Below are 5,206 nucleotides of genomic sequence, written 5' to 3' on the forward strand. Positions count from 1 at the left end.
GCCGCACCCCGCCCCCCCCTCCACCCCCGGGTGGCCGCCCCCGCCCCCGCGGGGCGCCGCGCACGGCCCGCCCCCCGGGCCCCACGCGGTGCTCACGGCGGCCGCCGCGGCGGTGTCCGCGGCGGCCATGGCCTCCACCCGGCGCAGCCACGGCAGTGCCCGGCACCGGCGGAACAGCCGTCCCGCCTCCTCGCGCGGTCCCGCCCCGCCGCGCCCGGTGCGGGCGAGCAGGTCGGCCAGCGCCAGCAGCGTGCGGCCCTCGGAGAGCCGTCGTCCCAGCAGGGCCAGCCGTTCCCGTGAGCGCGTCAGCAGGAACTCCGCCCCCTCCGCGTCGCCCTCGGCGATCCGCACCAGCGCCTCCGCACGGTCGGTCACCGCGAGCACGCCCTCCCGGCGCAGCCGGACCGCGCGGGCGCGGGTCTCCTCCACCAGCCGCCGTGCCTCCTGCGGCCGGCCGGTGCGCACCAGCGCCTCCGCGAGGTCGCCGTGCCAGCGGCCGTCGGCCGGGTCGTCGATGCCGACGCCCGCCTCGAGGGCGCGCACCCGGCTGAGCACCTCCACCGCCCCGGCCGCGTCGCCCCTGAGCAGCCGGACGTGCCCCAGCGCGGCGAGGGCGTGCGCCAGGAAGATCTGGTCGCCGTCCCGTTCCGCCGTGCGCACCGCCTCCTCGGCCAGTTCCGCGGCGCTCGCCGGGTCGCCGCCGGACGCCTCCGCGTGGGCCGCCAGCGCGCCGGCCGCCGCCTCGCCGATCCCGGTGTCCCGGGCCAGCCGCAGCGACTCCCGCGCGAGGTCCACCGCGCGTCCGCAGTGCCCCGAGGCCAACTCCGTCTCGGCGAGCAGCCGCAGGTACTGCACCTCCGCCTCGACCATGCCGCGCCTCCGCGCGCCCCGCAGCAACGCCGTGACGGTGGACCGGGCCTCGTCCAGCCGGTCGCTCATCATCATCCAGCGGCAGTGCACCGCTCCGGCGCCGTTGTGGTCGTAGGCCAGCGCGTCGTCCTGCGGCGCCTCCAGCGCCCGCAGGATGGTGGCGGGGGCGTCCGGGTGGCCGCGCAGCACCTCCATGTGGGCCTGGAACGCCAGCGAGAGCAGTTCGGTGTTCCGGTCCCCGCCCGCCGCGGCGAGCCGGGCGGCGAGCGCCGCCTCCTGACGGGCCCGGCCGCTGTCGCCCTCCACCAGCAGCGCCTGCCAGGCCAGCCGGTGGTGGACCAGGCCGAGCAGCCGCGGATCGTCCCCGGCGTCGGCGAGGGCCTGCGGGAAGACCGCGTCGACCTCGGTCAGCGCCTGGCCCGCCGCGTCGATCACCACCATCCAGGCCCGCACCCGCTCGGCGGCCTCGGTGGCCCGGCCGAGCACGTCCTGGGCGATGTCGCGGGCCAGGTCGGTCTCGCCGGCGGTCAGCGCGTCCTCCGCGGCGCGCAGCCGGTACGCGTCGGGGGAGTGGCCGGCGTCCAGGGGGGTGTGCCGTGCGGCCAGCAGTCCCAGCGAGGCGGCCACCGAGGGGGCGCCCCGGTCACGGGCGAGGCCGGCCGCCTCGGAGAGCCGCGCGGCGACCTCCGGGTCGGCCCCCGCGGTCGCCAGGGCCAGGTGCCGGGCCCGGTCGATGGGGTCGACGGCCACGCGCGACAGGGCCGCGTGGACGGCCCGCCGCTCGGGACCGTCGGCCGCGGCGTACAGCGCGGAGGGCACCATCGGGTGGGTGAAGCGGACCGTGTGGTTCTCCGGATCGGCGATCAGCACCCCCAGCGCGCAGGCGCGGGCGACGTCCGCCTCGGCGTCCGTCCGGCCGGCGGCGTGCAGCAGTGCCAGGGTCGGGCGCGCCCCGGCGGCGGCCACCAGCAGCGTCCGGCGGGTCTCGGCGGGCAGCCGCTCCAGCCGCCCCAGCAGCAAGGCGCGCAGGGACGTCGGCACCGGCAGCGGCTCGCCCGGCCGGGGCGGCGTGGGGCTCTCGGCCAGCGCGCGGCCGAGCTCCAGGGCGAACATCGGGTTGCCGGCACTGGCCGCGCCGATGGCCCGCACCGTCGAACGCGGCAGCGACCGGTGGCCGCGGCGGGCCAGCAGGGCGGAGATCTGCCCGCGGTCCAGCGGCGCGACCCGCAGCGCCTCGGAGTCGTGCGGCAGCGCGCGCAGGCAGTCGTTCACGTCCGGCCCGCCGGGCGTCCCGGTGCGCAGCGCGCAGAGCATCCGCACCCGGGTGCCGTTGATCCGGCGGGCGGCGAAGCCGAGCAGTTCGCTGCTGGCGCGGTCCAGCCACTGGAGGTCGTCGGCGACCACCAGCACCGGCCCGTCGGCGGCCAGCGCGCGGAAGGCGGCCAGGACCGCCAGGCGCAGGGCCAGCCCGTGGTGGCCGTCCGGTCGCAGCACCGCCTCGCCGTGCCCGGTCAGGGCGGCCTCCAGCGCCGAACGCTGGGTGTCCGGCAGGCGGTCGGCGACCCGGTCCAGGACGGGGCCGAGGAGGTCGGCGATGGCCAGGAAGGGGAGGTGGGATTCCGACTCGGTGGCCGAACAGCGCAGTACCGTCCGCGACTTCCCGGCATATTCAGCGGTCAGTGCCCGCAGTGCCGTCGATTTGCCGATTCCGGCCGGTCCGTGGAGCAGCACGCCACCGCCCTGGGCGAGTCTTCGCCGGGCCGCGGCGAAGAGCTCCTCCTGTCCGATGACCTGCTCGTTCGTCCGGTCGGAGCGGTGGTCGGCGAGATCCTGGACGTCGTATGGCACGGTCACCGCTCCCCTCGAATGTCGTGTTCTGGTCAATAGTAAGCAACGCGCGGCACTAATCGGGCGGGAGGTATCCGGGCGTTCTGCGCAAACTCCGGTCGTCCGGCCGGAGCGTAATTGAAAATGAGGAAAAGAAAAGGGCGGAGTCCGGTCAAATACCGGCCCGGCGGCGGGAGTCGGCGCGCGGCGGCACGACCCGGCGGCGGCGCGCGGCCGGATCCCTCCGGAGGCGTTCGCGCAGGGTGTCGGAGCGCGGGGCGCTCTCCGGGCCGGCAGCGGCCCGACGGGTGGGGGTGGGTCGGGTGGTCAGCCCTCGGCCAGCGTGTCCGCCGCGTCGTTGACCGCCTGAGGCATGCCGGTGCTGTCCAGCAGGAACAGCGGCGTGGACAGTTGCTCGGCGAGTTCCAGGGCCGCCGGGTCGTACCCGGCGAGCGAGAAGTGGACCCCTTGCGCCGACTCGCTCATCGCGGTCAGCCACAGACACTCCACCTCACGGGTGGAGGCCGGCCGCGGGCCCGGGTCCACGTGCGCTATCAGCCCGCGCGCGGCGAGGGCGACACCGGAGGGCGGCCGCTGGTCGGCCCGGCGCACGTCCGGGTGACCCAGCCACCGCAGGTACAGCGCCGCCGCGGTGACCGCGTCCAAGGGCGTGCGGATGGTCACCGGCTGGAAGGCCGGCCGCGCCGCCGAGGGGCCGCCGGCGTCCCCGGGGACCAGCAGCGGGAGCCGCAGCACGGCCCCGCAGGGGCAGCCCAGTTCCGGCCACGGCCACTGACTGCGCAGGGAGCAGCGGGGGCAGGGAACGGTCACCCAGCTCTCGCGCCAGACCCGCCGGGTCAGCTGGGTCGGTTCGCCCGAGACGTCCAGCGCGGGGGCCACGGGGGTGCCGCAGGCGCAGGGGAACGTCGGTACCCGGTAGACGTGCTCCTGCCGGCAGGCCGGGCAACGCACCGGAACCCTCTCGGACATGGTCACTCCAGGACGTGATGCGGTCGGACTCCCATGGTGCGCCCGGCGCGGGCCGCCTGTCCGTCCGTTGACGGCCTTTCGGCGATGTTTCGCTGATTACCGGGCAGGGCGGTCGGTTTCCGTTCGGCGGAGGGCGTGCGCCCGCGCACCCGCGCCGTGCGACGGCCGCCGCCCGGCGCTCACCAGCCGCCGCCGCAACCGGATCCCGAGCCGCACGCGTGGTGCCCGCCTGTGTCGTGACCGCCGCCTCCGCCCCCGGTGCCGTGCCCGTCGCCGTCGCGTCCGTCCCCGCCGCGTTCCTCGCCGTCGCGGTCGTGGAGCTCGCGGTACATCCGGGTGGTGAGGGGGCCTGGGCCGTCGGGGGCGTCGGGCAGCAGGGCCTCACGTCGGACCGGCGGCCCGGTCAGCCGCGCGTCCCGGGCGAGGTGCGGCACCAGGGTGAGCAGGGCCGCGTCGCCGCGCAGGGCGACCGCCCGCAGGGCGTCGCGCTCCTCCGGCGGGCCGGTCGCGTGGGCCGGTGGCTCGGCGGCCGCACCGAGTGCGCGCAGGAGCCGCCGGCCGGCACGGGTCGAGGTGTACGTGCGCCGGTGCAGCAGACCCTCGGCCGCCAGGGCCGAACGCAGTGTCCGCACGCACATCCGGACCCGGGCGCGTTCCGTCAGCTCCAGCAAGGTGAGCGGCCGGTACAGCGCGGCGTGCACCGCCTTCTCCAACGGGTGCGCGGCCCGGCCGGACAGCGGACCGGTGTTCTTCAGGAACCCCGGTTCCGCCGCCTCGACCAGGCCGCGCCCGTGCAGCGCCACGACCGCGACCGTCACGGCCGCGCGGTCGCCCCCGCGCAGCACGGCGATGCGGTACGCGTCGAGCGGACGTCCCCCGTCGCCCTCGCCGCGTTCCCCCATGGCGTATCCCCCCGTTTCTCCGACTCCCCCGTGGCCGGAGCGAGGTCCGCCGCCCCCGTGCCGGCGGACCTCGTGGACACAACAATGCGGCCCGGGCATAGGTCTGTTGAAGAGGTGAAGGCGTTCTCAGAGGTTGATTTGAGGTTGCGCCGCAGCCGCCGGAGGGCGTCAACGGCCCTACGGGAGAGGGTTATTCGAGGTCGTGGTGCTCCTCCAGGCCGGGCCACTGCCCAGGGCCTCCGCCCTGCCAGTCGATCCGGTCGCCGGTCTCGACGTCCCCCGCGTCGAGGTCGGAGAGCCGGAGGATCTCGCGGACGTCGTCCAGGTGAGAGGCGACCCCGAGGGCCTCGTCGTCGGCGGTCACCCGCCGGGACCCGTCGAGCCCCGGCGGATGCACCACGATGTGCGGTCGGTTCATGTCCCCAGGCTGCTGCGCGGCGACGGCCCGCGCACCTCGGACGGTCCGCGGCCCCGCCCAACGGCCTACCCCGTGCCGCCGGTCGGACGCGCGTGCCCTAGGGTCTGTCCGGCGGATCATGCCGTTCTTGCTGCCGGTTCGCTTGTCAGCGGGCCTGAGCGGGGTCTGGTGCGTGCGGCTGCAAGGCGGAGGAGGGAGG

The 5,206-nt window shown here is 76.8% G+C and carries 4 protein-coding genes; all 4 read right to left on the reverse strand.

All coding sequences use genetic code 11. The features are described from left to right. Nucleotides 1-2,724, reverse strand: a 2,724-nt coding sequence (locus tag ABT026_RS32010) for an ATP-binding protein (protein WP_502968096.1), incomplete at its 3' end; no start/stop codon positions are given. A gap of 300 nt (nt 2,725-3,024) precedes the next feature. Next, nucleotides 3,025-3,687 carry a hypothetical protein gene (locus ABT026_RS32015; RefSeq protein WP_351118713.1) on the reverse strand — a complete coding sequence of 221 codons (663 nt, stop codon included), beginning with the start codon at nt 3,685-3,687 and terminating at the stop codon, nt 3,025-3,027. 179 nt (nt 3,688-3,866) lie between these two features. Then, a complete protein-coding gene (locus ABT026_RS32020; protein WP_351118714.1) occupies nt 3,867-4,589 on the reverse strand; it encodes a TIGR04222 domain-containing membrane protein in 723 nt (240 codons plus the stop codon). A 190-nt stretch (nt 4,590-4,779) separates the two neighbouring features. Beyond that, on the reverse strand, nt 4,780-5,007 hold the full coding sequence (locus ABT026_RS32025; RefSeq protein WP_351118715.1) for a hypothetical protein: 228 nt from the start codon (nt 5,005-5,007) through the stop codon (nt 4,780-4,782). Between the last annotated feature and the right edge of the window lie 199 nt (nt 5,008-5,206).

Origin of the sequence: Streptomyces sp. NPDC002734, assembly GCF_040295685.1 — a bacterium.
Taxonomy (GTDB): domain Bacteria; phylum Actinomycetota; class Actinomycetes; order Streptomycetales; family Streptomycetaceae; genus Streptomyces.

Bases quoted from the DNA above. Each gene is read 5' to 3' on its own strand.
- ABT026_RS32025 (WP_351118715.1), bottom strand. From the start codon at position 5,007: ATGAACCGACCGCACATCGTGGTGCATCCGCCGGGGCTCGACGGGTCC.
- ABT026_RS32020 (WP_351118714.1), bottom strand. From the start codon at position 4,589: ATGGGGGAACGCGGCGAGGGCGACGGGGGACGTCCGCTCGACGCGTAC.
- ABT026_RS32015 (WP_351118713.1), bottom strand. From the start codon at position 3,687: ATGTCCGAGAGGGTTCCGGTGCGTTGCCCGGCCTGCCGGCAGGAGCAC.